General features: G+C 69.4%; 27 protein-coding genes and 2 pseudogenes. 15 read left to right on the forward strand and 14 right to left on the reverse strand.

The annotated features are described in order from the left end of the window. Positions 1 to 32 precede the first annotated feature (32 nt). The gene (locus ACZ4VI_RS15690) at positions 33 to 332 is read right to left on the reverse strand and encodes a hypothetical protein (RefSeq protein ID WP_467999760.1); all 300 of its coding nucleotides are present in this window, start codon (positions 330 to 332) and stop codon (positions 33 to 35) included. Positions 333 to 616: 284 nt separating this feature from the next. Between ACZ4VI_RS15690 and rpsF the strand changes: the two genes are divergently transcribed. From rpsF to rplI, 4 genes are all read left to right on the forward strand, one after another. Further along, positions 617 to 907: a 30S ribosomal protein S6 gene (gene rpsF, locus ACZ4VI_RS15695; protein ID WP_004950685.1), complete on the forward strand. Its 291-nt coding sequence runs from the start codon at positions 617 to 619 to the stop codon at positions 905 to 907. Between the two features lie 74 nt (positions 908 to 981). Then, positions 982 to 1,566 (forward strand): single-stranded DNA-binding protein, encoded by a 585-nt coding sequence (locus ACZ4VI_RS15700; protein ID WP_467999761.1) that lies wholly within the window; start codon positions 982 to 984, stop codon positions 1,564 to 1,566. A gap of 58 nt (positions 1,567 to 1,624) precedes the next feature. Then, a complete protein-coding gene (gene rpsR, locus ACZ4VI_RS15705) occupies positions 1,625 to 1,861 on the forward strand; it encodes a 30S ribosomal protein S18 (protein ID WP_005315025.1) in 237 nt (78 codons plus the stop codon). 18 nt (positions 1,862 to 1,879) lie between these two features. Next, positions 1,880 to 2,326 (forward strand): 50S ribosomal protein L9, encoded by a 447-nt coding sequence (gene rplI, locus ACZ4VI_RS15710; RefSeq protein ID WP_315894947.1) that lies wholly within the window; start codon positions 1,880 to 1,882, stop codon positions 2,324 to 2,326. A 106-nt stretch (positions 2,327 to 2,432) separates the two neighbouring features. Here rplI and ACZ4VI_RS15715 read toward each other — a convergent pair whose 3' ends face one another. Further along, positions 2,433 to 3,770 (reverse strand): MATE family efflux transporter, encoded by a 1,338-nt coding sequence (locus tag ACZ4VI_RS15715; protein ID WP_467999762.1) that lies wholly within the window; start codon positions 3,768 to 3,770, stop codon positions 2,433 to 2,435. 425 nt (positions 3,771 to 4,195) lie between these two features. Here ACZ4VI_RS15715 and dnaB point away from each other — a divergent pair, with 425 nt between their 5' ends. Next, on the forward strand, positions 4,196 to 5,680 hold the full coding sequence (gene dnaB, locus ACZ4VI_RS15720; protein ID WP_467999763.1) for a replicative DNA helicase: 1,485 nt from the start codon (positions 4,196 to 4,198) through the stop codon (positions 5,678 to 5,680). Positions 5,681 to 5,695: 15 nt separating this feature from the next. On the opposite strand, the pseudogene ACZ4VI_RS15725 reads toward dnaB, so the two are convergent. Both ACZ4VI_RS15725 and ACZ4VI_RS15730 read right to left on the reverse strand, forming a co-directional pair. Continuing rightward, positions 5,696 to 5,782, reverse strand: a pseudogene (locus ACZ4VI_RS15725) (AraC family transcriptional regulator); the annotation flags it as partial. A 50-nt stretch (positions 5,783 to 5,832) separates the two neighbouring features. Beyond that, positions 5,833 to 6,396 carry a dihydrofolate reductase family protein gene (locus ACZ4VI_RS15730; RefSeq protein WP_266358395.1) on the reverse strand — a complete coding sequence of 188 codons (564 nt, stop codon included), beginning with the start codon at positions 6,394 to 6,396 and terminating at the stop codon, positions 5,833 to 5,835. A gap of 236 nt (positions 6,397 to 6,632) precedes the next feature. On the opposite strand from ACZ4VI_RS15730, the gene ACZ4VI_RS15735 reads away from it, so the two are divergent. The 3 genes from ACZ4VI_RS15735 to ACZ4VI_RS15745 all read left to right on the forward strand — a co-directional run bounded on the left by ACZ4VI_RS15735 (position 6,633) and on the right by ACZ4VI_RS15745 (position 10,288). Beyond that, a complete protein-coding gene (locus tag ACZ4VI_RS15735; RefSeq protein WP_467999764.1) occupies positions 6,633 to 7,838 on the forward strand; it encodes an NAD(P)/FAD-dependent oxidoreductase in 1,206 nt (401 codons plus the stop codon). A gap of 71 nt (positions 7,839 to 7,909) precedes the next feature. After that, positions 7,910 to 8,806, forward strand: a complete 897-nt coding sequence (locus ACZ4VI_RS15740; RefSeq protein ID WP_467999765.1) for an RNA polymerase sigma-70 factor — start codon at positions 7,910 to 7,912, stop codon at positions 8,804 to 8,806. 99 nt (positions 8,807 to 8,905) lie between these two features. Beyond that, positions 8,906 to 10,288, forward strand: coding sequence for a serine hydrolase domain-containing protein (locus ACZ4VI_RS15745; protein WP_467999766.1), 1,383 nt, complete (start codon positions 8,906 to 8,908; stop codon positions 10,286 to 10,288). 69 nt (positions 10,289 to 10,357) lie between these two features. Here ACZ4VI_RS15745 and ACZ4VI_RS15750 read toward each other — a convergent pair. The 3 genes and pseudogenes from ACZ4VI_RS15750 to ACZ4VI_RS15760 all read right to left on the reverse strand — a co-directional run. Further along, a pseudogene (locus ACZ4VI_RS15750) lies at positions 10,358 to 10,453 on the reverse strand (MarR family transcriptional regulator); the annotation flags it as partial. Positions 10,454 to 10,529: 76 nt separating this feature from the next. Further along, the gene (locus tag ACZ4VI_RS15755; protein WP_467999767.1) at positions 10,530 to 11,393 is read right to left on the reverse strand and encodes a GNAT family N-acetyltransferase; all 864 of its coding nucleotides are present in this window, start codon (positions 11,391 to 11,393) and stop codon (positions 10,530 to 10,532) included. 5 nt (positions 11,394 to 11,398) lie between these two features. Then, positions 11,399 to 11,926, reverse strand: coding sequence for a DUF2269 domain-containing protein (locus ACZ4VI_RS15760; RefSeq protein ID WP_467999768.1), 528 nt, complete (start codon positions 11,924 to 11,926; stop codon positions 11,399 to 11,401). Positions 11,927 to 12,002: 76 nt separating this feature from the next. Here ACZ4VI_RS15760 and ACZ4VI_RS15765 point away from each other — a divergent pair, with 76 nt between their 5' ends. Beyond that, a complete protein-coding gene (locus ACZ4VI_RS15765; RefSeq protein WP_467999769.1) occupies positions 12,003 to 12,656 on the forward strand; it encodes an HAD family hydrolase in 654 nt (217 codons plus the stop codon). Between the two features lie 107 nt (positions 12,657 to 12,763). Further along, positions 12,764 to 13,918 (forward strand): globin domain-containing protein, encoded by a 1,155-nt coding sequence (locus ACZ4VI_RS15770; RefSeq protein WP_467999770.1) that lies wholly within the window; start codon positions 12,764 to 12,766, stop codon positions 13,916 to 13,918. 26 nt (positions 13,919 to 13,944) lie between these two features. Here ACZ4VI_RS15770 and ACZ4VI_RS15775 read toward each other — a convergent pair whose 3' ends face one another. The 5 genes from ACZ4VI_RS15775 to ACZ4VI_RS15795 form a co-directional block, all read right to left on the reverse strand. Continuing rightward, entirely contained in the window at positions 13,945 to 14,424 is a 480-nt protein-coding gene (locus tag ACZ4VI_RS15775; protein ID WP_467999771.1) for an NUDIX domain-containing protein, read from the reverse strand. 35 nt (positions 14,425 to 14,459) lie between these two features. Then, positions 14,460 to 15,356 carry a LysR family transcriptional regulator gene (locus ACZ4VI_RS15780; protein ID WP_467999772.1) on the reverse strand — a complete coding sequence of 299 codons (897 nt, stop codon included), beginning with the start codon at positions 15,354 to 15,356 and terminating at the stop codon, positions 14,460 to 14,462. A 225-nt stretch (positions 15,357 to 15,581) separates the two neighbouring features. Next, positions 15,582 to 16,772 (reverse strand): cystathionine gamma-lyase, encoded by a 1,191-nt coding sequence (locus ACZ4VI_RS15785; protein ID WP_467999773.1) that lies wholly within the window; start codon positions 16,770 to 16,772, stop codon positions 15,582 to 15,584. Continuing rightward, positions 16,769 to 16,933, reverse strand: a complete 165-nt coding sequence (locus tag ACZ4VI_RS15790; protein WP_467999774.1) for a hypothetical protein — start codon at positions 16,931 to 16,933, stop codon at positions 16,769 to 16,771. Before ACZ4VI_RS15790 ends, ACZ4VI_RS15785 begins: the two co-directional genes overlap by 4 nt. Before the next feature lie 9 nt (positions 16,934 to 16,942). Next, complete coding sequence (locus ACZ4VI_RS15795; protein ID WP_467999775.1) at positions 16,943 to 17,320, reverse strand: phage holin family protein; 378 nt, start codon at positions 17,318 to 17,320, stop codon at positions 16,943 to 16,945. Between the two features lie 51 nt (positions 17,321 to 17,371). Here ACZ4VI_RS15795 and ACZ4VI_RS15800 point away from each other — a divergent pair, with 51 nt between their 5' ends. From ACZ4VI_RS15800 to ACZ4VI_RS15815, 4 genes are all read left to right on the forward strand, one after another. Then, complete coding sequence (locus ACZ4VI_RS15800; protein WP_467999776.1) at positions 17,372 to 17,689, forward strand: cupin domain-containing protein; 318 nt, start codon at positions 17,372 to 17,374, stop codon at positions 17,687 to 17,689. A gap of 132 nt (positions 17,690 to 17,821) precedes the next feature. Beyond that, positions 17,822 to 18,040: a DUF5326 family protein gene (locus tag ACZ4VI_RS15805; protein WP_467999777.1), complete on the forward strand. Its 219-nt coding sequence runs from the start codon at positions 17,822 to 17,824 to the stop codon at positions 18,038 to 18,040. A gap of 322 nt (positions 18,041 to 18,362) precedes the next feature. Then, on the forward strand, positions 18,363 to 19,100 hold the full coding sequence (locus tag ACZ4VI_RS15810; RefSeq protein WP_467999980.1) for an IclR family transcriptional regulator: 738 nt from the start codon (positions 18,363 to 18,365) through the stop codon (positions 19,098 to 19,100). A 137-nt stretch (positions 19,101 to 19,237) separates the two neighbouring features. Beyond that, positions 19,238 to 19,672 carry an SsgA family sporulation/cell division regulator gene (locus tag ACZ4VI_RS15815; RefSeq protein WP_467999778.1) on the forward strand — a complete coding sequence of 145 codons (435 nt, stop codon included), beginning with the start codon at positions 19,238 to 19,240 and terminating at the stop codon, positions 19,670 to 19,672. A 33-nt stretch (positions 19,673 to 19,705) separates the two neighbouring features. On the opposite strand, the gene ACZ4VI_RS15820 is transcribed toward ACZ4VI_RS15815, so the two are convergent. After that, complete coding sequence (locus ACZ4VI_RS15820; protein WP_467999779.1) at positions 19,706 to 21,073, reverse strand: YibE/F family protein; 1,368 nt, start codon at positions 21,071 to 21,073, stop codon at positions 19,706 to 19,708. Positions 21,074 to 21,284: 211 nt separating this feature from the next. On the opposite strand from ACZ4VI_RS15820, the gene thiC reads away from it, so the two are divergent. Continuing rightward, positions 21,285 to 23,066, forward strand: coding sequence for a phosphomethylpyrimidine synthase ThiC (gene thiC / locus ACZ4VI_RS15825; RefSeq protein ID WP_467999780.1), 1,782 nt, complete (start codon positions 21,285 to 21,287; stop codon positions 23,064 to 23,066). Between the two features lie 105 nt (positions 23,067 to 23,171). On the opposite strand, the gene ACZ4VI_RS15830 is transcribed toward thiC, so the two are convergent. Beyond that, positions 23,172 to 24,002 (reverse strand): hypothetical protein, encoded by an 831-nt coding sequence (locus tag ACZ4VI_RS15830; RefSeq protein ID WP_467999781.1) that lies wholly within the window; start codon positions 24,000 to 24,002, stop codon positions 23,172 to 23,174. Positions 24,003 to 24,119 lie beyond the last annotated feature (117 nt).

Consider the following 24,119-nt stretch of genomic DNA (forward strand, 5'->3'; position numbering starts at 1 on the left):
GTCCGTCGGCCGGCGGCCGACCCCGAACGGCCTCAGGCGAGGCCCCCGTAGGCCATGCCGAGATAGAAGCCCACAGCCGAGGCGCCGAGTCCGACGATCAAGGCGAAGCGTTCCCTGGTCGTCACGGAGATGAACTGTCCGAACGCGCCCGTCATGATGCCGATCAGTCCGGTCCAGGACGCCAGCACATGCAGGTCGTGGAACTGCGCGGTGATGAAGGACAGCACTCCGAGGACGAGCGTCACGCCCACCAGGGTGTCCTGGAGCGGGTGAGGCTTGCCGTCGGTGGCGAGTAGGGAGTGTCCGGGGTCGGGTCGCATTGCCTGTGCCATGGGGCACCTCCTGGCGTGCCTGCCGGACGGCGGCGCATCGTAGCGCCGCCGACATCCGTTGTGTACAGATTGCGTCCCCCCGCCACCGGATTTCAACCGGAAGCCGGTGTGCGGGTACTCTGTACGGTCTGCACCGGTGTCTGCCCAGGTCCACCCTGGACCCCGACGCTCTCCTCGCTCGTCGAGGGTGATTGTCAGTGGCGGCCGATACCGTTGTTTACGCATCACGACCCTCCTGCCACGGAACGACCGTGGCCGCTGAGTCCAAAGGAGGTGGGTTCCACATGCGTCACTACGAGGTGATGGTCATCCTCGACCCCGATCTCGAGGAGCGCGCTGTCTCCCCGCTGATCGAGAACTTCCTCTCCGTCGTCCGTGAGGGCAACGGAAAGGTCGAGAAGGTCGACACCTGGGGCCGTCGTCGTCTCGCCTACGAGATCAAGAAGAAGCCCGAGGGCATCTACTCGGTCATCGACCTGCAGGCCGAGCCTGCGGTCGTCAAGGAGCTCGACCGCCAGATGAACCTGAACGAGTCGGTCCTCCGGACCAAGGTCCTCCGTCCCGAGACTCACTGAGCACCTAGCTCAGAGGTCATCGGGTTCGAGTAGCAGCAAGCAGCCAGAAGCAATCCCGCCGAGAGGTTCATCCAATGGCAGGCGAGACCGTCATCACGGTCGTCGGCAATCTTGTCGACGACCCCGAGCTGCGCTTCACCCCGTCCGGTGCGGCAGTCGCGAAGTTCCGTATCGCGTCCACCCCCCGCACCTTCGACCGTCAGACCAATGAGTGGAAGGACGGCGAGAGCCTGTTCCTGACCTGCTCGGTCTGGCGTCAGGCGGCGGAGAACGTCGCCGAGTCGCTCCAGCGAGGCATGCGCGTCGTCGTGCAGGGCCGGCTGAAGCAGCGGTCGTACGAGGACCGCGAGGGCGTCAAGCGCACGGTCTACGAGCTGGACGTCGACGAAGTCGGCCCCAGCCTCAAGAACGCCACGGCCAAGGTCACCAAGACCACCGGTCGCGGTGGCCAGGGTGGCTACGGCGGCGGTGGCGGCCAGCAGGGCGGCGGCAGCTGGGGCGGAAGCTCCGGCGGTGCCCAGCAGGGTGGCGGCGGTGCTCCCGCCGACGACCCGTGGGCGACCAGCGCGCCGGCCGGCGGCGGCCAGCAGCAGGGCGGCGGAGGCGGCTGGGGTGGAAACTCCAGCGGCGGCGGCTACTCGGACGAGCCCCCCTTCTAGGGCACTCCCCTCGAAGGCAGCTCGTACCCCCACTTCTTGATCACACAGGAGAAACACCATGGCGAAGCCGCCTGTGCGCAAGCCTAAGAAGAAGGTCTGCGCGTTCTGCAAGGACAAGACCGCGTACGTGGACTACAAGGACACGAACATGCTGCGGAAGTTCATTTCCGACCGCGGCAAGATCCGTGCCCGCCGCGTGACCGGCAACTGCACGCAGCACCAGCGTGACGTCGCCACGGCCGTGAAGAACAGCCGTGAGATGGCGCTGCTGCCCTACACGTCCACCGCGCGATAAGGGAAGGGTGACCGAAAAATGAAGATCATCCTGACCCACGAGGTCTCTGGCCTCGGTGCCGCCGGCGATGTCGTCGACGTCAAGGACGGTTACGCTCGCAACTACCTGGTCCCGCGTGGTTTCGCGATCCGCTGGACCAAGGGTGGCGAGAAGGACGTGGCGCAGATCCGCCGCGCCCGCAAGATCCACGAGATCGCGACCATCGAGCAGGCCAACGAGATCAAGGCCCAGCTCGAGGGCGTGAAGGTGCGTCTGGCCGTTCGCTCCGGCGACGCCGGCCGCCTCTTCGGCTCCGTGACCCCGGCCGACATCGCCACGGCGATCAAGTCCGCGGGTGGCCCCGACGTCGACAAGCGTCGCGTCGAGCTCGGTTCGCCGATCAAGACCCTGGGCTCGCACCAGGTGTCCGTGCGTCTGCACCCCGAGGTTGCCGCGAAGCTCGGCGTCGAGGTCGTCGCCGCGTAACGCTGCTCTCAGCAGTACGGAAGGGCCGCACCCCTCGGGGTGCGGCCCTTCCGCCGTTCCGCCCTTCCGCCGTTTCACGTGAAACACGGCGTTTCACGTGAAACATTCACCGCGTGGCGCCGGTGACGATCCAGCGGCCGGAGCGCGAGCGCAGCCAGAGCGTCAGCATGCGGACGGTCATCATCAGCGTCATCGCCCACCACAGCGCGGTGAGCCCGCCGCCGAGAACGGGCACCAGGAGCGCGACCGGGGCGAAGACGGCCAGGGTGAGCAGCATGGCCCAGGCCAGATAGGGGCCGTCGCCCGCACCCATCAGGACGCCGTCCAGGACGAAGACCACGCCGGCGATCGGCTGGGAGACCGCGACGACCAGCAAGGCCGGGAGAAGGGTGTCCTGGACTGTGGCGTCGCCGGTGAAGAGCGGGATGAAGAGCGGGCGGGCAACGATGAGGAGTGCGCCCAGGACGACTCCGGAGACCACACCCCACTGGACCATGCGGCGGCAGACCTGTCTGGCCCCGTCGGCGTCGTCGGCGCCGAGAAACCGGCCGATGATGGCCTGTCCGGCGATGGCGATCGCGTCCAGTGCGAAGGCCATGAGGCTCCACAGGGACAGGATGATCTGGTGGGCGGCGACCTCGGCGTCGCCCATGCGGGCCGCGACGGCGGTGGCGATCATCAGGACCGCGCGCAGGGAGAGCGTACGGACCAGGAGAGGGACGCCCGCCTGGGCGCTGGCGCGTATGCCGGCCGCGTCCGGGCGCAGGGAGGCGCCGTGGCGTCTCGCGCCACGCACGACGACGACGAGATACACGGCGGCCATGGCGCACTGCGCGACGACCGTGCCCCAGGCGGAGCCGGCGATGCCCATCCCGGCGCCGTAGACGAGGCCCACGTTGAGGAGTCCATTGGCCGTGAAGCCGCCGATGGCCACGTACAGCGGCGTACGGGTGTCCTGGAGGCCGCGCAGGACACCCGTGGCGGCCAGGACCACGAGCATGGCGGGGATGCCCAGGCTGGAGATGCGCAGATAGGTGGTGGCGTACGGAGCGGCGGTGTCGGAAGCGCCGAAGAGGTCGATCAGCCAGGGGGCGGCGGGCAGCGTGAGGGCGACGACGGCTCCGCCCAGGAGGAGCGCGAGCCAGATGCCGTCCATGCCCTGGCGGATGGCGGCCTTGAGGTCGCCGGCCCCTACGCGGCGGGCGACGGCGGCCGTGGTGGCGTAGGCGAGGAAGACGAAGACGCTGACGGCAGTGGCGAGGAGGGCTGCCGCGATGGCGAGACCGGCGAGCTGCGGGGTCCCGAGGTGGCCGACAATGGCGCTGTCGACCATCAGGAAGAGCGGCTCGGCGACGAGCGCGCCGAAGGCCGGGACGGCGAGCGAGATGATCTCTCGGTCGTGCTGCCGACGGGCCGCCTTGGGGGCCGGGGGAGCCTGGGTCATGGGTCTCAATCTAATCTTCCACAGGTAAGAGATGCAATGTGCCAGGGGTCCTTACAAGTGCCATGCTCCGGCCTTCGGGTGTGGGCCGTTTGTTCTGATCTTGGTCCGGAGCGAGAAGTTTTTCTCCCCCACAGCCCGTGGATGGAAAAGGTGCAGGTCAGGGCCGTGTCACGGGGATGGCTATGACTTTGTCCACATGGCTGTCCCCCGGTCCGTGCACAGGTTGGACCGAGTTCTCCACAGCATCCGCTCCTTAACCCACAGCCCCTGTGGATAACCAGATTGGCTGACGGTGCCCACGGGCCTACCGTGGTCCGGCGCCCGACGCGCCAGAAGCGGAGTCAAAGCCTCTTGTTTGTCCGAGCCGTGGCGTAAGAAAGAGTGGCACGGAGAGGTCCGCGGAGCGGACGGGAGGAGGTGGCTTGGTGAGCATTCCCGAGCCCTTGGACGACCCCTGGGCCGACAGCGGACCGAGCGACCGGCTGCCCGTCGCCCGGCCTCGCGGCGAGGGCCGTGGGCGTGGACGGGGCCGGGAGGATCAGCACGACCGCGGCAGCGAGGGCGGCCCGTGGGACAGCGGCCTGTCGGGCTTCGAACGGGTGCCCCCGCAGGACCTCGACGCCGAGCAGTCCGTCCTCGGCGGCATGCTCCTCTCCAAGGACGCCATCGCGGACGTCGTGGAGATCATCAAGGGCCACGACTTCTACAAGCCCGCCCACGAGACGGTCTACGGGGCCATCCTCGACCTCTATGCCAAGGGCGAGCCGGCCGACCCGATCACGGTCGGTGCGGAGCTCACCAAGCGCGGTGAGATCACCAGGGTCGGCGGCGCCTCGTATCTGCACACGCTCGTCCAGTCGGTACCGACCGCGGCCAACGCGGCGTACTACGCGGAGATCGTCCATGAGCGCGCCGTGCTGCGCCGTCTCGTGGAGGCCGGCACCAAGATCACGCAGATGGGATACGCGGCCGACGGCGACGTCGACGAGATCGTGAACTCGGCCCAGGCCGAGATCTACGCGGTCACCGAGCAGCGCACGACCGAGGACTATCTGCCGCTCGGCGACATCATGGAGGGCGCGCTCGACGAGATCGAGGCGATCGGGTCCCGCAGCGGCGAGATGACCGGTGTTCCGACCGGCTTCACCGATCTCGACCAGCTCACCAACGGTCTCCACCCCGGCCAGATGATCATCATCGCGGCCCGTCCCGCCATGGGTAAGTCGACGCTCGCCCTGGACTTCGCGCGGGCCTGCTCCATCAAGCACAACCTGCCCAGCGTCATCTTCTCCCTCGAAATGGGCCGTAACGAGATCGCGATGCGACTGCTCTCGGCCGAGGCCCGGGTCGCGCTGCACCACATGCGTTCGGGCACCATGACCGACGAGGACTGGACCCGGCTCGCCCGGCGGATGCCGGATGTGTCGCAGGCTCCGCTGTACATCGACGACTCGCCGAACCTGTCGATGATGGAGATCCGTGCCAAGTGCCGTCGGCTCAAGCAGCGCGCCGGGCTCAAGCTCGTGGTCATCGACTATCTCCAGCTGATGCAGTCCGGCTCGAAGCGGGCCGAGAGCCGGCAGCAGGAGGTCTCGGACATGTCGCGAAACCTGAAGCTGCTGGCCAAGGAGCTCGAACTGCCGGTGATCGCGCTTTCCCAGCTGAACCGTGGCCCCGAGCAGCGCACGGACAAGAAGCCGATGGTCTCCGACCTGCGTGAGTCCGGCTCGATCGAGCAGGACGCGGACATGGTGATCCTTCTGCACCGTGAGGACGCCTACGAGAAGGAGTCACCGCGCGCGGGCGAGGCGGACATCATCGTGGGCAAGCACCGAAACGGCCCGACGGCGACGATCACGGTGGCGTTCCAGGGCCACTACTCACGCTTCGTGGACATGGCGCAGACCTGATCGGGCGGAGTGGCACCTCAGCAACGCCTTCGCCCGCTCGATGTGGCGGGTCATGAGGTAGCTGAAGGGCGTCTCACCGTACGCGGCGCAACCGAGCCGGCTCCTCCGGTGTCACCCGCGGAGCACATGGCCCGTGACTCCCGGATGGGCGCTCAGCGCCTCGTCTCGTACCTGGTCAGGATCACGCCGCAGGGAAGCGTCCGCGTCTCCACCAGGTTCAGGTTCACCCAGTTGTCCAGCGCGGTGAAGAACGGCGTGCCGCCGCCCACCAGGACCGGCGCGGTGGCCAGTACGTACTCGTCAATCAGCCCGGCCCGCATGGCCGCCCCGGCGAGCGTCGCGCCGCCGATGTCCATCGGGCCGCCGTCCTCGGCCTTGAGCCGGGTGATCTCGGCGACCGCGTCGCCGGTGACCAGGCGGGTGTTCCAGTCGACCTTGTCGATCGTCGAGGAGAACACCACCTTCGACATGTCCCGCCAGCGGCGCGCGAACTCGATCTCCGCCGGGGTGGCGTTGGGCTGCTGGTCGCCGGTCGGCCAGTAGGAGCTCATCGTCTGCCACAGCTTGCGCCCGTACAGCGACAGGTCGGTCGCCTGCAACTGATCGGACCAAAACTGGAACAGCTCGTCGCTCGGCACGCTCCAGCCGATGTCGTCGCCGGGCGCGGCGATGTAGCCGTCCAGGGTCAGGTTCATGCCGTAGATCAGTTTCCGCATGGCGCCAGCCTTCCGTGAGTCGGTCTCACGCGTACAGACCGGCGCGGCGCGCGAAACTCATCGGTGCGCGATCTGAGTCCACATGCAGCAGGTCACAGAAGATCGACATGTCATCGGCGGCGAGACCCTACAGGAGCGCCCGAGCCCGCCCGTGATGTGATCTGGGTCACAGGGTGTCACAGCGATCGGTCGTGCGGTGTCTTGAGGTCGAACCCCTTGAAGCGGAGGAGAGACCGATGACCGGTAACACCGATGTGGTCGTGATCGGCGGCGGGTACGCGGGTGTCATGGCGGCCAACCGGCTGACGCAGCGCGCCGACGTGACCGTGACGCTGATCAACCCGCGCCCGGACTTCGTCCATCGGATCCGCCTGCACCAGCTGGTGGCAGGGTCCGACGAGGCGGTCGTCGCGTACAGCGACGTCCTGCGTGAGGGCGTCGGTCTGGTGGTCGACACCGTGAGCCGGATCGACGCGGCCGACCGCAGTGTGACGTTGGCGAGCGGCGACACGGTCGGCTACGACTACCTGATCTACGCGGTGGGCAGTGGCAGCGCCGACCCGCGCGTGCCCGGAGCGGCCGAGTTCGCCTACCCGATTGCGAGCCTGGAGGAGGCGCAGCGGCTGCGCCCGGCCCTCGGCGCCGCGCCCGCGTCGGCCGCCGTGACCGTTGTCGGAGCCGGTCCGACCGGCATCGAGACCGCCGCCGAGCTGGCGGAAGAGGGCCGCATCGTGACCCTGGTGTGCGGCGAGGTGCTTGGCCCGTACCTGCACCCTCGGGGTCGGCGCTCGGTCGCGAAGCGGCTGGCCGAGCTGGGGGTGACTGTGCTCCAGGGGCCCGGCGCGAAGGTGACGGCGGTGACGCGCGACGCCGTGCGGCTCGCTGACGGCCGTGAGCTGCCGAGCCTGGTGACCATCTGGACCGCCGGCTTCGGCGTGCCGGACCTGGCGGCGCGCAGCGGGCTGAGCACCGATGCCCTGGGACGGCTGCTCACGGACGAGACGCTGACGAGTGTGGACGACGAGCGGATCGTTGCGGCCGGGGACTCGGCGGCGCCGTCGGGCCTGCCGCTGCGGATGAGCTGCCAGGCCGCGATGCCTCTGGGCGCGCGGGCCGCCGACACGGTGCTCAGCAGGATCGCGGGTGCGCAACCCGCGCCTCTCAACCAGGTGTTCGCCGGACAGTGCATCAGCCTGGGCCGACACGCCGGTATCTTCCAGTTCGCTCACCGGTACGACGTCGCGCTGGGGTTCCACATCGACGGTCGACCGGGCGCGAAGCTCAAGGAGTTCGTGTGCAAGGGCGTCGTCAAGCACCTGGCGGACGAGGCACGCAAGCCCGGTTCGTACAGCTTGCACCGCGTCTCAGGGGGTGCCAAGCGCCGGCAGCTGCTGGAGGCCAGGGACGGAGAGGTGCCGGCCGTCGCTGAGCAGCCTGCCTGAGGGCCCTGCTGTGGGTGCATGATCGACTGGGGTCGGCGACCAGGGCCGGCCGCGAAGGAGAGGGCCGAGAGATGAGTGACCGCGCCACCGACCCGGCGACCGAGACGTTCGTCGCCCACCGCAACCTGCTCTTCACCGTCGCGTACGAGATGCTCGGATCGGCCGCGGACGCCGAGGACGTTCTTCAGGAGTCCTGGCTGCGGTGGGTCAAGGTCGACCTGGCGGAGGTGCGCGACCACCGTGCCTACCTGGTCCGGATCACGACCCGGCAGGCGCTCAACCGGCTGCGCGCCATGTCGCGCCGCAAGGAGGCGTACGTCGGTCAGTGGCTGCCTGAGCCGCTGCTCACGGCGCCGGACGTGGCCGAGGACGTCGAGCTCGCCGAGAGTGTGTCGATGGCGATCATGCTTGTGCTGGAAACGCTGTCGCCGACGGAGCGTGCCGTGTTCGTGCTGCGTGAGGCCTTCGACGTCAGCTACGACGAGATCGCGGCCGCGGTCGACAAGAGCCCCGAGGCCGTTCGTCAGATCGCCCACCGCGCCCGCCGTCACGTCGATGCCCGGCGCCCTCGCCAGGTGGCCTCACCGAGTCAGGTCCGGGCGGCTCTGGACTCGTTCCAGCGCGCGCTCGAGACCGGGGACCCGCAGGGACTTCTCGATGTGCTCGCCCCGGAGGTCGTCCTTGTGAGCGATGGCGGGGGCATCAAGCAGGCCGCCCTGCGGCCGATCGCCGGCGCCGGGAAGGTGACCCGCTTCATGATCGGCGGCCTCGGCAAGCACAAGCTGCCGATCAGCGTCGCTCCCACCGTGGTCAACGGCAGCCCGGCGCTGCTCGTGCACGTGGACGGGGAGATGGATGGTGTCATGGCGTTCCGGGTCGAGGACGGCCGCATCTCCGGCCTGTACTACGTCCGCAACCCCGAGAAGCTGAACCACGTGGAATCCGAGACGCCGCTCACGCTGCGATGAAGGCGTGGCTCACCCGGCGATGAATACAGGTGGCTGAACAGCCGCCTGTATTCAGGAAATGTGGTCGACTACGGAGCGGTCGGGGCGTTGGATCGTTCCATGACCTCTCCCTTCGAAGCTCTGCTTCCCAGTACCGAACGGGCCCTGCTGCACCGTGTCGCGGTCGCCCAGTCCGAGGGGCGCTCGCCCTCCTTCGTCGGGGCCGTGGCCCGCGAGGGGAGGAAGGTGTGGAGCGGATCGCGCAGTTGTGTCGACGGGCATGCCCCGGACGCCGACACGCAGTACCGGATCGGCTCTCTCACCAAGGTGTTCACCGCCGTGCTGGTGATGCGGCTCCGTGACGAGGGGCTCCTGGATCTGAGCGACCCCTTGGAGAAGCATCTGCCGGGCACGGGCGTCGGCGAGGTGACCATCGCTCAGCTCCTCGGGCACAGTGCGGGCCTCGCGGCGGAGAGCCCGGGGCCGTGGTGGGAGCGGACGCCGGGGACGGTACGGCCGAAGCTGGCTGATGTGCTCGGTGAGGAGCCGCTCCTGCACCCTGTGGGGCGCCGCCACCACTACTCCAACCCCGGGTACACGCTGCTCGGTTCGCTGGTCGAGGCGGCGCGCGGGGTCTCCTGGGAGGAGGCGCTGCGCGGCGAGATCCTGGAGCCGCTGGGTCTGACGCGGACGAGCGTGCGGCCCGTCGCTCCCCACGCCGGCGGCTGGGCCGTGCATCCGTGGGCCGATGTGATGCTTCCCGAACCCGCCGAGGACCTGGGGCTGATGGCGCCGGCCGGACAGCTGTGGTCGACCGCCGACGACCTCTGCCGCTTCGCCGGGTTCCTCGCCCTGGGTGACGACCGGGTGCTCGGGGCCGCCTCGGTCGAGGAGATGCGTACGCCGGCGGTGGCGCCCGGCGCCGGTGACTGGGATGGCGGTTACGGTCTGGGCGTTCAGCTGCTGCGCAAGGACGGCCGGACGCTGATCGGCCACACCGGGTCGCTGCCGGGCTTCGTCGCCTGTCTCTGGGTGAGTGTCGAGGACGGGGTGGCGGCGGTCGCTCTCGCCAATGCCACCTCCGGGCCGCTGATGGCCGCGGTGGCCGCCGATCTCGTACGGATCGTGGCGGAGGCCGAACCCCGGTTCCCCGAGCCGTGGAGGCCGCTGCCCGAGGCCGAGGTGGACCAAGAGCTGCTGGAGCTGACCGGGCCCTGGTATTGGGGAACGTATGCGTTCGGACTCCGCCTCGGTCAGGATCGGCGCGTGACCCTCGAACCGCTGAGTGGTGTCGGACGGCGGGCGACCTTCAGGGCGCTGCCGGAGGGTGGCTGGGTCGGCCTGAACGGCTACTACCTGGGGGAGACGCTCCGCGCGGTGCGGCGGGCGGATGGCTCGGTGAGCCATCTCGATCTGGGGTCCTTCGTCTTCACCCGGGAGCCGTACGAGAGGGGCGACGCCGTTCCGGGCGGCGTGGACGAGGCGGGCTGGCGCGGCCTCTGAACCACTGTTTCACGTGAAACAGGACGCCGAGGGGCGCGGCCCCGGGGCGTCCTGGCGGGCCGGGTCGGGTCAGGCGGGAACGTGCAAGCCCTCGACGGCGCGGACCAGGGGAGCCAGCTCCGGGTTCTTCGCCGCCTCGTCGAGGGCCTCGCGGAGCGCCCCGTCGAGCAGGGAGTACTCGCGCACGCTCAGGCCGTGCCGGGACTCCAGCGCGGTGCCCGCGCGTGCAATTACACGGGCGTTATCCCGCCGCGACGGTCAGGGGCGCGAACCGACGGCTCCAGTCGCCCGGCAGGTCGGGCAGCGAGCGCACCATCACCGCGTTGAACGCGATCGGGGCGAGGCCGTTCGCCTTGAGCCAGCTCAGCAGCGCCTCGTGGCGTACATCGATGTCCGTACGCAGGGGGCGGTTCGTGGCGGCAGCGAGGGAGGCGACGAGGGCCTGCGCGGTGGCCGTGTCGCGGGCGATCAGGGGTCCGACGACATGGGTGTCCATGTTCGGCCAGGCTGCGGCGAAGCCGGTGATGCGGCCGTCCTCCTCGGCGACGCGGAGCTGGTCCGCGAAGGCCGGGAGGCGGGTGATCATATGGGTGCGGTCCAGACCGAAGATCTCGGTGTCCAGGCGGAGGATCGTCTGGATGTCCTCGGCGGTGGCGGGGCGGGTCGGGATGTACGGGACCGGCTGCGTCGGGGTGAAGTGGCCGCGGAGCATCTCGGCGCGCCCCGTCTGGACGAAGCCCAGCTGCTCGTAGAGCGGCTGCCCGTTCGGGGTCGCGTGGAGCGTGAGCGGGGTGTCTCCGGCCTCCGCCACTACATGGCGCATCAGTCGGCGCCCCACGCCCTGGCGGGCGTACCGCTCGGCGACGAGGACCATGCCGATCGCGGCGAGCCCGGGCCCGTACGAGGTGACCACGCCGGCCGCGATCAGCCCCTTGCCTGCGGGGTCGTCGATGCCGTACCCGGTGCCCGCGGTCAGCAGGAGGTTCCATTTGTGTTCCTCACGCGGCCAGCCCCGGTCCTCGGAGAGATCGGCGCAGGCGGTGAGGTCCTCGGCGGTGAGGAGCCGGATGGGCAGCTGGTCGAGCAGGGCGAGCGACGTCGGCATGATGCTCAGGCTGTCTGACGCGATGATCGTCCGTCCACCGCTTTAGAAGAAATGGCTCGTGCCCGCAGGCGGCGTCCCCGGCGAGTGATCCCCCAGGGCTTCAGCACCGAGATCGCTGTCATGAAGAGGTAGGCCGCCGTCGAGATCGTCGGGGCCGCCACGAGACTGGGATCGGGCACTCCGGCCGTCGCCGCGTGCTCGATCTCCGGGCGCAGCGCGAAGATCGTCGCGGCGGCGGTGACCAGGGTGATCCAGAACTTGATCCAGACCCAGTGGTGCCGGGCCAGACCCCAGGGCGTGCCCAGGGAGAGCACCAGGCCGCTCACCAGGGTCACCGCGGCGACCGGAGCGAGCAGCCAGTCCGCGAACACCTTCATCGCGCGGTAGGAGGCTTCGGTGAGGGAGGGATCGCCGGTCGTATAGGCCGTGATGCCGAGCGTCAGCAGTCCCACGCTGAGCCCGAGCCACGCCACGGAGACGGCGACATGGACGACGAGGAGTGCCCGCCGAGCGGGACGCTGGAGATGTTTCACGTGAAACACCGTGCCGTGCCGCCTCTCGTCCCGCGTCTGACGGAGGGAGTAAGCGCACGTACTAGTCTCGGCGTACATGACGAGTTCTCCGGGGGGCGGCAGGCTCCATCTCTTCGATCTGGACGGCACGTTGATCCGGGGGTCGGCGGCCGCGGTGGAGATCTCGCGGCAGCTCGGCCTCACCGAGGAGATCGCCGCGCTGGAGCGGGGATTCCTGCTGGACGGGCTGACGCCCGACGAGTTCGCGGTCCAGGCCCACGCGCTCTGGTCCGCCCTGACGCCGGAGCAGGTCACGGCCGCCTTCGAAGGGGCTCCCTGGCTGGTCGGCATCCGCGAGGTCTGGGCTGACATCCACGCCCAGGGCGGACGCTGCGCCGTCATCTCCCTCTCGCCGGACTTCTTCGTCGAGCGTCTTCTCGACTGGGGAGCCGATGCCGCCCATGGCTCCCGCTGGCCGTCCGTCCCGTTCACCGAGCCCATCCACCGTCCGGGCATCCTCAACGCCGCGGCGAAGGTGAGCATCGCGCGTCGGCTCTGCGCGGAGTACGGGCTGGGCCTGGAGGACTGCGTGGCCTACGGCGACTCGATGTCCGACGCCGAGCTCTTCGCCGCCGTGCCGCTCACCGTGGCCGTGAACGCCGACCACCATCTGGCCGGGCTCTCCCGGCACGCCTACGCCGGGCCCGATCTACGCGAGGCCTACGACCTGGTCCGAAAGAGCGCAGCCTAGCCGCAGTCACGGGGTTAATGCCCGAGAATTCCACTTTCTGTCCGAACCGTTGGTCGAACCTGTCAAGCTGCGGCGACACGAGCCGAAGGCGCGAGGCGAGGCACACGATGAAAGAGGCCGGGCACGACGACGGCGAGGCACCGCCCCGGATAGCTCCGGGACCGTCCCCCGACGCGATCCTCATACGCCGCACCCTGGCCGAGATCGCCCCTGTCGCCGACAAGGTGACGTCGTACTTCTACGCACTGCTCTTCATCCGCCACCCCGAGCTGCGCGCGATGTTCCCCGCGGCCATGGACACCCAGCGCGACCGCCTCCTCAAGGCGCTGCTGACGGCGGCCGAGCACATGGACAACGCCCCCGTACTCACCGCGTACCTCCAGAACCTGGGCCGTGGACACCGCAAGTACGGGACACAGGCGACGCACTACCCGGCCGTCGGCGAGGCGCTGATCGGCGCCCTCATCCGGTACGCCACCCTGACCTGGAACGAGGAGACCGAGGCCGCCTGGGTGCGGACGTACACCACGATCTCGCAGATCATGATCGACGCGGCGGCGGAGAACGAGCAGCGCGCGCCCGCCTGGTGGCAGGCCGAGGTCGTCTCGCACGATCTGCGGACCCCGGACATCGCGGTGATCACGCTCCGCCCCGGCCAGCCGTACTCCTTCCTCGCCGGCCAGTACACGACGCTGGAGACCCCCTGGTGGCCGCGCGTCTGGCGGCAGTACTCCTTCGCCTCGGCGCCCCGGCCCGACGGACTGCTCTCCCTGCACGTCAAGGCGGTCCCGGCCGGCTGGGTCTCCAACGCCCTCGTGCACCACGCGCGACCCGGCGACGTGCTGCGGCTCGGTCCGCCCGCGGGGTCGATGACGGTCGACCACACCACGGACAACGGACTGCTGTGTCTGGGCGGCGGCACCGGGATCGCGCCCATCAAGGCGCTGGTCGAGGATGTCGCCGAGCACGGGGACCGGCGGCCCGTGGAGGTGTTCTACGGGGCGCGCAGCGGCCATGACCTGTACGACATCGACACGATGATGCGGCTCCAGAAGACGTTCCCCTGGCTGTCGGTGCGGCCGGTCACCGAGGACCAGGCCCAGCTGCCCGACGCCGTGCGCCAGTACGGCCCGTGGAACGAGTACGAGGCCTATCTGTCGGGCCCGCCCGGCATGATCCGGCGCGGGGTCGCCACCCTGCGGGGGATCGGCATCCCCGAAGAGCGGATCCGCCACGACTTCCTCGCGGAACTCGCGTCCTGACCCAGGAACCCCCAGAATCCCGCGTCCTAGCCCAGGTCGGGGGCGTGCATCGCGCGCACGCCCTCGATGTTGCCGTCCAGGTAGTGGCGCAGCGACAGCGGCACAAGGTGGACGGCGGCGATGCCCACCCGGGTGAACGGCACCCGGACGATCTCGTACTCGCCCACCGGTTCCTCGATCTCGGGGCCGTGCCGCAGCGTGGGGTCCATCGACTCGAGCCGGCAGACGAAGAAGTGCTGGACCTTCACCCCCGAGACACCGCCGTCGACGATGTGCTCGACGGTGTCCACGAAGCAGGGGACCACATCGGTGATCTTGGCGCCGAGCTCCTCGTGCACCTCGCGGTGGAGGGCCTCGACGACGGTGGTGTCCGAGGGCTCGACCCCGCCGCCGGGCGTCAGCCAGTAGGGATCCATCCCCGGCTTCGTGCGCTTGATCAGGATGAGGTCGTTTCCATCGAGCAGAATGGCGCGTGCGGTGCGCTTGACCACAGGACGTTCGGTCATGGGAAGAAAATGGCCCGCCACAGGTGTCCTGAAACTCACCAGTCCCCGGAGGCCCGCAGGAGCCACTCGTGCGCCCGCGCGATGTGCGGCAGGGCGAGCGTCCCGGTCCGGACGACCAGGAAGTACGTCCGCAGCGGGGGCACCGGCGGATCGAGCAGCGCCACGAGGCGGCCCTGCTCCAGAGCCTCCTCGCACAGATAGCGGGGCAGGACGGCGAGGCCCGCCCCGGCGGCCGTGGATTCCAGGACGGCCCGCAGGTCGGGCGCCACGATCGTGGCCGTCGCGGCCGGCTTGGTCTCGAAGACGGCCGCCCAGTAGCGGGAGACGAACGGCAGCGACTCGTGCACCTCGACGACCGGCAGCTGCTCCAGGACCACGGCGCCCTTGCGGAGCAGCATGTCGGGGGCCAGCCGGGCGGCCCAGCGCGGGGCGGCGACCAGCACGTGCTCCTCGTCGCAGAGCGGTGTGGAGCTGAACAGCCCGCCGCGCGGGCGGGCGGTGGCGATGGCCAGATCGTGGTGGCCCGCGGCGAGCCCGTCGAGGATCTCCTCGGCCGTGCCGGGGAACGCGGCCCGTACCGCGAGTCCCTGGGAGACCAACGGGGTGAGGGCGGGCAGGGCGCGCGCCGAGGTGAACTCGGAAGGCCCGGCGAGATGGAGGGTGCGGACGCCGCTCTCCTCGTCCAGACCCGTCTCGGCGATCTCCACGAGGGCGTCCAGATGCGGGGCGGCACGGTGGGCGAGCTCGTCCCCGATGGTGGTGGGGGTGACCCCACGGGCCTGTCTGAGGAAGAGCGGCCGTCCGAGCTGCCGCTCCAGGGTCCGGATCTGGCTGGTGACCGCGGGCTGGGAGAGTCCGAGCAGCGCCGCGGCGCGGGTGAAGGAGCCGGCCCGGTGCACCGCGACGAAGGTGCGCAGCAGGGCGAGGTCCATGTCCGCCCCCTCCCGGCCGTGTGGCCGTTCGACTCAGGCGGTCGGCTGACGGCGCCTCAGGACCGTCCAACTATAAATAAGTCGATAGGTCTCTGTCGCTACCGTGATTGGACACTGACGCAGAGTCAACTAGCCTTGTTCAGGCGGTTCTCCGCGCGTGGAACCGGGGGCGTTCCGAGCCATGAGGGGGGAGGCTCGGAGCGCCCCGGTTCCGTGCGCGTTCGCTCAACCGGCAGGGGCCGCCTCGGCCGCGTCGAGGGCGCGCAGCACGTCCGCGATCAGGTCCTCGGGGTCCTCGGCCCCGACGGAGAAACGGACGAAACCCTCCGGCACGGCGTCGCCGCCCCACCGCCCGCGCCGCTCGGCCGTCGAGCGCACACCGCCGAAGCTGGTGGCGTCGTCCACGAGCCGCAGCCCGTCGAGGAACCGCTCGGCCCATGCCCGGTCGGGAAGCACGAACGACACGACGGGGCCGAAGCGCCGCATCTGCGTGGCCGCCACCGCGTGCGAGGGGTCGTCAGGCAGCCCGGGGTACCGCAGCCCGGTGACCTCACCCCGCTTGGCCAGGGTCTCCGCGAGGGCGAGCGCCGAGGTGCACTGCCGGTCGATGCGGAGCTGGAGGGTGGCCAGGGAACGGTGGGCGAGCCAGGCCTCCATGGGGCCCGGGATCGCCCCGACGATCTTGCGCCAGCGCCGTACCTCCGCGGCGCGCTGCGGGTCGAGGCAGCTGACATGGCCGAGGAGGATGTCGCCGTGCCCGGTCATGCCCTTGGTGTCGCTGGCGACGGAGAAGTCCGCGCCCAGCTCCAGGGGCCGCTGGCCGAGCGGGGTGGCCAGGGTGTTGTCGACGGCGACCAGCGCTCCGGCCCCGTGGGCCGCGCGCACCAGACGGCGGATGTCGCAGACGTCGAGACCGGGGTTGGAGGGCGTCTCGATCCACAGCAGCCGCGCCCCGTCCAGTACGGACAGCTGGGCGTCGCCGCCGGTGGGCGCGGTGCGGACCTCGATGCCGTACGCCCTGAGCTGCTCGTGGACCAGGGGCAGCGCCTGGTAGCCGTCGTCCGGTACGACGACCACGTCGCCGGCCCTCAACTGGGAGAAGAGGACGGCGGAGATGGCGGCCATGCCCGAGGCGAAGACGAGCGTCTCGACCCCCGGCGCCCCCGGCGCCTCCAGCTCGCCGATGGCGCGTTCCAGGTGGGTCCAGGTGGGGTTCTCGTCCCGCCCGTACGTATAGGGGCCGGTGGGGTCGCCCGGCAGATGGAAGTGGGCGGCGAAGACCGGCCCCGGCAGGGTCGGTTCGTACTTCACCGGCTCGGGGAGCCCCGCCCGTACCGCCCGTGTCCCCTCGCCGAGGGCGCCTGGGGAGCCGGGGGCGCTGAACTCCCCGGCGCCCCCGGACGTGTCCGTGCTCATACCGCCCGTTCCTCCAGACTCTCGCGCACGGCGGCGAGCGGTCCTTCGCTCGCCGCCTCCACCATCTCCAGGCGCTCCCCGAAGCCGCCTTTGGCTGCCCCGGTGCCCGCGCTGTCCACCTCGACCGCGCCCGTGCAGACGAGACGGGCGCGGTACGTCATCGTGCGCACTCAGTCCCCGTCGGGGAGCACGACGTTGAGCGCCCAGGAGACGACGGAGATGATCAGGCCGCCGAGGACCGCGGTCCAGAAGCCCTCGACATGGAAGCTGAGGTCGAGCTGGTCGGCCAGCCAGGAGGTGAGCAGCAGCATCAGGGCGTTGATCACCAGCGTGATCAGGCCAAGGGTGAGGATGAACAGCGGAAGCGAGATCAGCTTGACGATCGGCTTCACCAAGAAGTTCACCAGCCCGAAAACCAGGGCGACGAGGATGAGCGTCCAGGCCTTCTTGGCGGTGCTGTCACCGGTCAGGGTGATGTCCTGGAGCAGCCAGATGGCCACTCCCAGTGCGCCCGCGTTGGCGAGCGTCTTGACTACGAAATTCTTCATGTGTCTGATCGTGGCAGACATGATCGGGCCAAGGGCAGGGGCGAACGCACGATGAAAGCATTCCGACTCGATGAACTGGAGGCGGAGCGCGCCGCCAACGACGGTGCGTACCTCCAGTTCCTGCGGGAGCGGAACATGTCCGTCGGTCTGTACGCCCTCGACACCGGCTCGCTCGACCCGCAGCAGCCGCACGGTCAGGACGAGGTGTACTTCGTCGTCAGTGGGCGGGCCGCGATCACGGTCGGGATGGAGACGACGCAGGTGGCGCGCGGCAGCGTGGTGTACGTGCCGGCCGGAGTGGCCCACAAGTTCCACCACATCACCGAGGACCTGCGGGTCATGGTGGTCTTCTCGCCGCCGGAGGCCTGAACTCCCCTAGGGGGTGGATCAGGGGAGAGCAAGGGCTCCGAGGCCCCCGCGGGCACCGGTGCCACCTCTAGCATCGAAGGTGTCCGGCGCAGAGCGCGCGGGACGGAGTCTTCGGGAGATGAGGTAGGCGCGATGGCGGTACGAGAGATTCTCGCGGGGATGCCCTGGTGGGTGAAGTGGGTCGCCATACCCGTCATCGCCCTGTTGGTCTTCGGCGGTCTGATCACCAGCATCGCGACGTTCGTGATCGGTCTGCTCTTCAAGGTGCTGGTCTTCGTCGCCCTGGTCGGCGGACTGATCTACGTCGTACGGAAGTTCATATCCTCGTCGACCTCGCGCGAGGACTGGTAGCGAGGGGTAGCACACGCTACCCGTCGGTAGGTCCGGGACGTCGGGCGTTAGCCCGGCCGAGGGACGCAGCTGGTGAAACCTCGGTCAGGCCTGGGAGCTGCCTTTAGAGTGGAATTCCTCTGCCGCCCCGGGGAAAGCCGGCGTAGTCCTCCGCACTGATCTGCGGTTGTCCACCTGTTCCGGGCGGGTCCGCCCACCGGACCCACCGGTTCCCAGGCCGCGGCGGGCGCGCGGGGGCGGCCCCCGCGGGCGGGTGTACGACACCCGTCGTCACGCCTGGGGGTGACCTTTGGCCACGGCTACGCAGTCCGCCGTTCCTACCCTGATCGGCTCGGTGCAGCGGGCGCTGAGACTACTGGAGGCCGTGGGCTCCCACGAGGACGGAGCTCCCGCCAAACAACTCGCGCGCGAGGCCGGACTCCCGCTGCCCACCGCGTACCACCTGCTCCGCACTCTGACGCACGAGGGCTATCTGCGCCGTGAGAAGGGTGTGTTCGTCTTCGGCGACGCTGCCGGTCGACTGGCCGGCGGCGGAGTTCTGCAGAATCGTCGCACCAAGGTCGAAGACTCCCTCGCGCACTGGCGCGACGAGATCGGAGTCCCGGTCTACTTCGCGATCTACCGCGAGGGCGAGATCGAGCTCGTCGCCGTCGCCGACACGCCCTCCGCCCCCGCGGTGGACGAGTGGGCCGACTTCCGTGAGACGGGTCACGCGCATGCGATCGGTCAGTGCCTGCTCAGTCAACTGGATCTGAAGAGTCGTCAAGACCACCTCGACCGCCATCCGGTGGAGGCCATCACTCCGTACACGGTGCGTAACCGGCGGACGCTTTTGGATCGTTTGGGCGCTATGGGGCGAATGGAACCCCTGGTGGAGCGTCAGGAATATGCGCTCGGCACGGTCTGTGCCGCGATCCCCATCACAGCGGGGTCCACCGCGGCCGCCATGGCGATTTCCCTCCCCCTTCACCAGGAAGAACGGCTGCTTCCCGCAGTCGACCGGCTACGGAACGAGATCGGAAGGCTCTTCAGCTCCCTCGCGTTCTCTATCAGTATCTGAAAAATCACTCCTTGTGATCCGCTAGCGCTTCCAGCACGATTGCGGCAAGAGGGCCATGGGGGATCATTCCTGGCCGTTTGATCACAGCTTTCAGCAGCTGTGTTTACACAACTGCTTCATCTACTGCGGGGTACATGATGCGAGAGTCGGTTCAGGCCGAGGTCCTGATGAGCTTCCTCGTCTCCGAGGAGCTCTCCTTCAGGATCCCGGTGGAACTGCGTTACGAGACCCGGGATCCCTACGCGGTGCGGATGACGTTCCACCTTCCCGGAGACGCGCCCGTGACCTGGGCGTTCGGCCGAGAGCTGCTGCTCGACGGGATCAACCGGCCGAGCGGGGACGGCGATGTGCACATCGCGCCGACCGACCCCGAGGACCTCTCGGACGTCGCCATCCGGCTCCAGGTCGGCACCGACCGGGCCCTGTTCCGCGCCAGCGCTCCGCCGCTCGTCGCCTTCCTCGACCGTACGGACAAGCTGGTTCCGCTCGGTCAGGAACGGACACTGGGCGACTTCGATGACAACCTGGAGGCGGCACTCGGCCGGATCCTCGCCGAGGAGAACGCCGGGTGAGTCGCCGGCCGCGCCACTAGGTCCGACGGGCCGTCACTTGGCCCGGCGGCGGCGCCCACCCCTGGATGAACGCTTCTCCAGCGTTCCAGGCGCGCCCGGCGCTCCCGGCGTTCCCGGCCGGTCCGCCGAGACGACCAGGGCCGCGAGAGCGGTCGTGACCGGTACCGAGGCGACGAGACCGATCGACCCCACCAGCGTGCGGACGATCTCCTCGGCCACCAGTTCGCTGTTGGCCACTGTCCCGACACTGCTCTGCGCGATGGAGAAGAGCAGCAACAGGGGCAGGGCCGCACCGGCGTACGCGAGCACCAGCGTGTTCACCACCGACGCGATGTGGTCACGGCCGATCCGGATCCCGGCCCGGTACAGCCCGCGGGGCCCCAACCGGGGATCGGCCTGGTGCAGCTCCCACACCGCCGAGGTCTGCGTCACCGTCACATCGTCGAGGACACCGAGCGAACCGATGATGATGCCGGCCAGCAGCAGACCCGACATGTCGATCTCCGGATAGAGACCGTGGATCAGACCGGTGTTGTCGTCGGTGTTCCCGGACAGCGACGCCCAGCTGATGAAGTACGAGCCGAGCAGTCCGATCAGCAGCAGCGAGATCAGCGTCCCGAGCACGGCGACCGACGTACGGGCCGACAGACCGTGGCACATGTAGAGCGCCACCAGCATGATCGCGCTCGACCCGACCACAGCCACCACCAGCGGGTTCGACCCCTGCAGAATCGCCGGCAGGATGAAGAAGGTCAGCACCAGGAAGCTCACGGCGAGCGCGATCAGCGCCATCACCCCTCGCATCCGGCCGACCAGCACGACCGCGAGCGCGAAGATCCCGGCCAGCACAGCCAGCGGAATCTTCCGGTTCACATCCGTCACCGAGTACTGCAGATCGCGCGGGGCGTCCGGCGCGTACGCCACCACCACGCCCTGCCCCTCGTCCAGTTGACGCGGCGCGTCCGGCTGCACGATCTCGGTGAAGGTACGGCCCTTGTCCGGACCGTCCGTGACCTCGATCGTCGCCTTCTCGCAGTCGCCCTGCTGGGCCTTGACCGCCTCGCGGCCCTGAGGCGTGGACGTGTCCCCGGTCGGCGGGACCTGAGCAGCGTTCACGTCCCTGCAGTCGATCCGCTCGACCGAGACCACCTTGCCCTGGTACGTCTGCCGGTCGAAGCCCACGCCGGTGCGCTCGTGCTCCGGGGCGCCACCGGGCCACAGGACGACGAGCCCGACCACCACGGCCGTGGCGAACGGGATCAGGACCGCGGCGATGACCCTGCGCAGATGCCGGGAGACGGGTGCGGCCGGCCCATGGCTGTGGGCGTGGCCGTGCCCGTGCCCGGCGTCGCCATGTCCGCCGTGGCCGTCGGGTTCTGGGGTCTGCTGCGAGGAAGTCACCGACCGATCATCGCAAGAACGGTGGGGGCCCACTGTTCAGCACGGCCGGATTGACGCTAGCGTGGTGGCACCTTTGCACACGCGGGAGCTCGGAGCACCGGGCTGAGAGGGCGCTGATCACCGTACGAGCGTACTGACGTACGTACGGGAGGAGGCTGCGCCGACCGCCGAACCTGTTACCGGGTAATGCCGGCGTAGGGAGATCGGTCTCATGACCATTCAGGATGCACGCACGCCTGCCACCAGCGAGAACGGCCAGGACGAACGCAAGCCGGGCTGGCACAAGGGGTACGTCGAGGGCTCGCGCCCCGACCTCCGGGTCCCCGTCCGTCAGGTGCACCTCACCAACGGCAAGGACGTGACGCTGTACGACACGTCCGGTCCGTACACCGACCCCACCATCGACACCGACGTACGGCGGGGCCTTCCTCCGCTGCGCGAGAACTGGATCATCGGGCGGGGCGACACCGAGGAGTACGCGGGCCGCCCGGTCCGCCCCGAGGACGACGGGATCAAGCACACCTCGCCGCGCGGGGGCCTGAAGAACCTCGACGCCGTCTTCCCGGGCCGTCCGCGCCAGCCCCGCCGGGGCCGCGGCGGCCGGGCGGTGACCCAGCTCGCGTACGCCCGCGGGGGCGAGATCACCCCGGAGATGGAGTACGTCGCGATCCGCGAGAACGTCTCCCCCGAGGTCGTGCGGGAGGAGATCGCCGCAGGTCGCGCCGTCCTTCCGGCGAACGTCAACCACCCGGAGATCGAGCCGATGATCATCGGCAAGCGGTTCCTGGTGAAGGTCAACGCCAACATCGGCAACTCCGCTGTCACCTCCTCCATCGAGGAGGAGGTGGAGAAGATGACCTGGGCGACCAAGTGGGGCGCCGACACGGTCATGGACCTGTCCACCGGCCGGAACATCCACACCACCCGCGAGTGGGTGCTGCGCAACTCCCCCGTGCCGATCGGCACCGTGCCGCTCTACCAGGCGCTAGAGAAGGTCGACGGCAAGGCCGAGGAGCTGACCTGGGAGATCTACAAGGACACGGTCATCGAGCAGGCCGAGCAGGGCGTCGACTACATGACGGTCCACGCCGGCGTGCTGCTGCCGTACGTGCCGCTGACCGCCCGCCGCAAGACCGGCATCGTCTCGCGCGGCGGCTCGATCATGGCCGCCTGGTGCCTCGCGCACCACAAGGAGAACTTCCTCTACACGAACTTCGAGGAGCTCTGCGAGATCCTGGCGGCGTACGACGTCACGTACTCGCTGGGCGACGGTCTGCGCCCCGGCTCGATCGCCGACGCCAACGACGAGGCGCAGTTCGCTGAGCTGCGCACGCTCGGCGAGCTGAACACGATCGCCAAGCGGCACAACGTGCAGACGATGATCGAGGGCCCCGGGCACGTCCCGATGCACAAGATCAAGGAGAACATCGACCTCCAGCAGGAGATCTGCGAGGAGGCGCCGTTCTACACCCTCGGCCCGCTGACCACGGACGTCGCCCCCGCGTACGACCACATCACCAGCGGGATCGGCGCCGCGATGATCGCCTGGTGGGGCACGGCGATGCTCTGCTACGTCACGCCCAAGGAGCACCTGGGCCTGCCCAACCGCGACGACGTGAAGACCGGCGTCATCACGTACAAGATCGCGGCGCACGCGGCCGACCTGGCCAAGGGGCACCCGGGGGCGCAGGAGTGGGACGACGCGCTGTCCGACGCGCGGTTCGAGTTCCGCTGGGAGGACCAGTTCAACCTCGCGCTCGACCCGGACACGGCCCGCGAGTTCCACGACGAGACGCTGCCGGCGGAGCCCGCGAAGACGGCGCACTTCTGCTCGATGTGCGGTCCGAAGTTCTGTTCGATGAAGATCTCGCAGGACATCCGGCGGGAGCACGGCGGCGACTTCAAGTCGGACGAGATCGCGGCCGGGATGGCGGAGAAGTCCAAGGAGTTCGCGGCCTCCGGCAACCGGGTGTACCTGCCGATGGCGGAGTAGGCGCGCCTGTCCGTACGTACGGGGGACCGGACGGACGACGGGTGGGGGCGGATCGCACGGCCACGGGGGGCGTGCGGTCCGTGCCCGCCTCGTTGTGTTCCGGGCCTACTCCGGGCGGTGTTCCGGAGGGCCGAAGTCCGGGCTCGTGAAGTCCGGGCTGGTGAATGTCGGGCGGGTGCCCGAGGAGCCCTCGTTCGGGCTGGAGAAGTCCGGGCCGCTGTAGCCGATCTTCGGCATGCGGTCGGTGCGCGGCGGCGGTGCCGCGGGCGAGGGCAGGCGGGGGCCGGGCGCGGCCAGCGCGTCGCGCAGGAACGGCAGGATGCCTCGTTCCAGCAGGGCGCGGCGCCAGGCCTCGCGGGCGCGGGACAGTTCGTCGTCCGCTTCCGGCCCGGGCGGATCGCTCGCGGCCACTTCCGTGGAGCGGTTGCGCAGCGCCGTGAGCAGCAGTCCGACGGCGGCGCAGAAGAGGCCGGCGGCGGCGACGGCACCGAAGAAACCGGCGGCGGTCAGCAGGGTCTCGGCGAATGCGAGCGTGGGAGCCAGCACCTTCAGTACGGCCCCGACCAGCAGGAAGATCACCGCGGCCGTGCCCGCGAGGACCGGCGCGAGGACCGTGACGATCGCGACGATGCCCGCACCCGGGCCGGCGCTCGCTCCCTCGCCGTCCGCCGCGAGGACGGCGTTCATGACACTCGTACCGCTCGGTGATCGGCCTTCTTCGCGGACTTTCACGAAGTGGTCGTACTCGACCGCTGCCGCGGCGGTGATGATCGCCGTCGCGTTCAGCGCCATCGTGCGCAGCTGTTCGGCCGTGAGCTGCTTCCCGATCTCGGCGAGATCCGGATGGTCGTGCGCGTTGCGCAGTGCGTCGTCGAGGAGGCGTACGTACTCGGCACGGTCCTCGGTCAGCAGGTGCGGAGCCACGTTCATGTGCATCCCCCGATGCTCCGTAGGGCCTTATTGACCGTGGGAAACGGCCAGTTGGGCGGAAACGGAGGAGAGCCTGCTACGGATGATCCGATGGTATTGCGGTTATGGCACAGGGTGACAGGG

The organism is Streptomyces sp. NPDC029169 (assembly GCF_055563935.1).

What these genes read in the sequence shown, in the direction of transcription:
- ACZ4VI_RS15815 (WP_467999778.1), top strand. Translation starts at nt 19,238, where the DNA reads ATGCGAGAGTCGGTTCAGGCCGAGGTCCTGATGAGCTTCCTCGTCTCC.
- ACZ4VI_RS15770 (WP_467999770.1), top strand. Translation starts at nt 12,764, where the DNA reads ATGAAAGAGGCCGGGCACGACGACGGCGAGGCACCGCCCCGGATAGCT.
- ACZ4VI_RS15785 (WP_467999773.1), bottom strand. Translation starts at nt 16,772, where the DNA reads ATGAGCACGGACACGTCCGGGGGCGCCGGGGAGTTCAGCGCCCCCGGC.
- ACZ4VI_RS15800 (WP_467999776.1), top strand. Translation starts at nt 17,372, where the DNA reads ATGAAAGCATTCCGACTCGATGAACTGGAGGCGGAGCGCGCCGCCAAC.
- ACZ4VI_RS15805 (WP_467999777.1), top strand. Translation starts at nt 17,822, where the DNA reads ATGGCGGTACGAGAGATTCTCGCGGGGATGCCCTGGTGGGTGAAGTGG.
- ACZ4VI_RS15830 (WP_467999781.1), bottom strand. Translation starts at nt 24,002, where the DNA reads ATGCACATGAACGTGGCTCCGCACCTGCTGACCGAGGACCGTGCCGAG.
- thiC (WP_467999780.1), top strand. Translation starts at nt 21,285, where the DNA reads ATGACCATTCAGGATGCACGCACGCCTGCCACCAGCGAGAACGGCCAG.
- ACZ4VI_RS15735 (WP_467999764.1), top strand. Translation starts at nt 6,633, where the DNA reads ATGACCGGTAACACCGATGTGGTCGTGATCGGCGGCGGGTACGCGGGT.
- ACZ4VI_RS15740 (WP_467999765.1), top strand. Translation starts at nt 7,910, where the DNA reads ATGAGTGACCGCGCCACCGACCCGGCGACCGAGACGTTCGTCGCCCAC.
- ACZ4VI_RS15715 (WP_467999762.1), bottom strand. Translation starts at nt 3,770, where the DNA reads ATGACCCAGGCTCCCCCGGCCCCCAAGGCGGCCCGTCGGCAGCACGAC.
- ACZ4VI_RS15775 (WP_467999771.1), bottom strand. Translation starts at nt 14,424, where the DNA reads ATGACCGAACGTCCTGTGGTCAAGCGCACCGCACGCGCCATTCTGCTC.
- ACZ4VI_RS15795 (WP_467999775.1), bottom strand. Translation starts at nt 17,320, where the DNA reads ATGAAGAATTTCGTAGTCAAGACGCTCGCCAACGCGGGCGCACTGGGA.
- ACZ4VI_RS15700 (WP_467999761.1), top strand. Translation starts at nt 982, where the DNA reads ATGGCAGGCGAGACCGTCATCACGGTCGTCGGCAATCTTGTCGACGAC.
- rplI (WP_315894947.1), top strand. Translation starts at nt 1,880, where the DNA reads ATGAAGATCATCCTGACCCACGAGGTCTCTGGCCTCGGTGCCGCCGGC.
- ACZ4VI_RS15780 (WP_467999772.1), bottom strand. Translation starts at nt 15,356, where the DNA reads ATGGACCTCGCCCTGCTGCGCACCTTCGTCGCGGTGCACCGGGCCGGC.
- rpsF (WP_004950685.1), top strand. Translation starts at nt 617, where the DNA reads ATGCGTCACTACGAGGTGATGGTCATCCTCGACCCCGATCTCGAGGAG.
- ACZ4VI_RS15730 (WP_266358395.1), bottom strand. Translation starts at nt 6,396, where the DNA reads ATGCGGAAACTGATCTACGGCATGAACCTGACCCTGGACGGCTACATC.
- ACZ4VI_RS15790 (WP_467999774.1), bottom strand. Translation starts at nt 16,933, where the DNA reads ATGACGTACCGCGCCCGTCTCGTCTGCACGGGCGCGGTCGAGGTGGAC.
- ACZ4VI_RS15745 (WP_467999766.1), top strand. Translation starts at nt 8,906, where the DNA reads ATGACCTCTCCCTTCGAAGCTCTGCTTCCCAGTACCGAACGGGCCCTG.
- ACZ4VI_RS15690 (WP_467999760.1), bottom strand. Translation starts at nt 332, where the DNA reads ATGGCACAGGCAATGCGACCCGACCCCGGACACTCCCTACTCGCCACC.
- ACZ4VI_RS15765 (WP_467999769.1), top strand. Translation starts at nt 12,003, where the DNA reads ATGACGAGTTCTCCGGGGGGCGGCAGGCTCCATCTCTTCGATCTGGAC.
- rpsR (WP_005315025.1), top strand. Translation starts at nt 1,625, where the DNA reads ATGGCGAAGCCGCCTGTGCGCAAGCCTAAGAAGAAGGTCTGCGCGTTC.
- ACZ4VI_RS15755 (WP_467999767.1), bottom strand. Translation starts at nt 11,393, where the DNA reads ATGCCGACGTCGCTCGCCCTGCTCGACCAGCTGCCCATCCGGCTCCTC.